1 protein-coding gene is annotated in these 961 nt (G+C 39.6%); it reads left to right on the top strand.

The genetic code is table 11. From position 1 onward, the window contains the following. Window positions 1–943: ISL3 family transposase (locus NtB2_RS08470; protein WP_109246514.1), on the top strand; the 943-nt coding region annotated here is incomplete at its 5' end. Window positions 944–961 lie beyond the last annotated feature (18 nt).

Below are 961 nucleotides of genomic sequence, written 5' to 3'. Positions count from 1 at the left end.
TGAGTCAGGACAAAAGGACTCGGTCCTCCTTAAGAAACAAATTCTAGGAAAACTTCGTTCTAAAATCTCAATCTCTGAAGCAGCTAAGGACTTGAATGTGAGTAACTATAGCTTTTATCGACTCCTTAATCAGATGAGCGATAAAGATGAATTCAAGCTGCTCCCTGAAGTCCTCTGCGTGGATGAGCTCAAAGCAACTAAGGATTGTACAGGGAATATGGCCTTCGTGGCGATGGATGGGCAAACACATGAGCTTATCACAATACTTGATGATCGGAGAATTGAAGCACTTAAACGACACTTTATGAATTACAAGCGAGAAGAACGTCTGAAAGTGAAGTATCTTGTTATGGATATGAATGCGAGTTATGAACAATTGATTAAACGCTGTTTCCCAAAAGCTCAGGTGGTCACTGACCGTTTCCATGTGGTCCAACAACTGACACGCTCATTTAATCAGCTTCGTATTAAAATCATGAAAAACTATGAGACCAAAAGCCCTGAATATCGCCATATGAAGTATTTCTGGAAGCATCTCTTGAAAGACTATGATCAACTCTCCGAAAAGCCCTTTTATTCGCATAGCTTTAGAAAATATACGGATTCAAAATCTTTGGTTGAAACGATTATCGCAGAAGATGAGGCGCTTGGTCTTGCTTGGCAAAACCTACAAATGGCGATGACTCACTTTAAGCGCAGAGACGCTGTGGCTTTCTTTGGGCTTATAGAAGAGTTAGATAAAGAGGAACTGGATGAAGATTTTGTCAAAAAGTATCAATTCTTACTCAAGAAACAAGCCTCTATTAAGCTAGCAATGACACTCCCTTATTCAAATGGCTGTCTTGAGGGGATGAATAATAAGATTAAAGCTTTGAAACGTGCGGCGTTTGGTTTCAGGACTTTTAGAAACTTTAGGAAACGGGTATTCCTTATGAACATATAAAAAAATAGGCAACCGAGG

Source organism: Lactococcus termiticola (assembly GCF_003116835.1).
Classification (GTDB): domain Bacteria; phylum Bacillota; class Bacilli; order Lactobacillales; family Streptococcaceae; genus Lactococcus; species Lactococcus termiticola.
The sequence above is the reverse complement of the archived record's forward strand: the minus strand, read 5'-3'. Positions and strand labels throughout refer to the sequence as shown.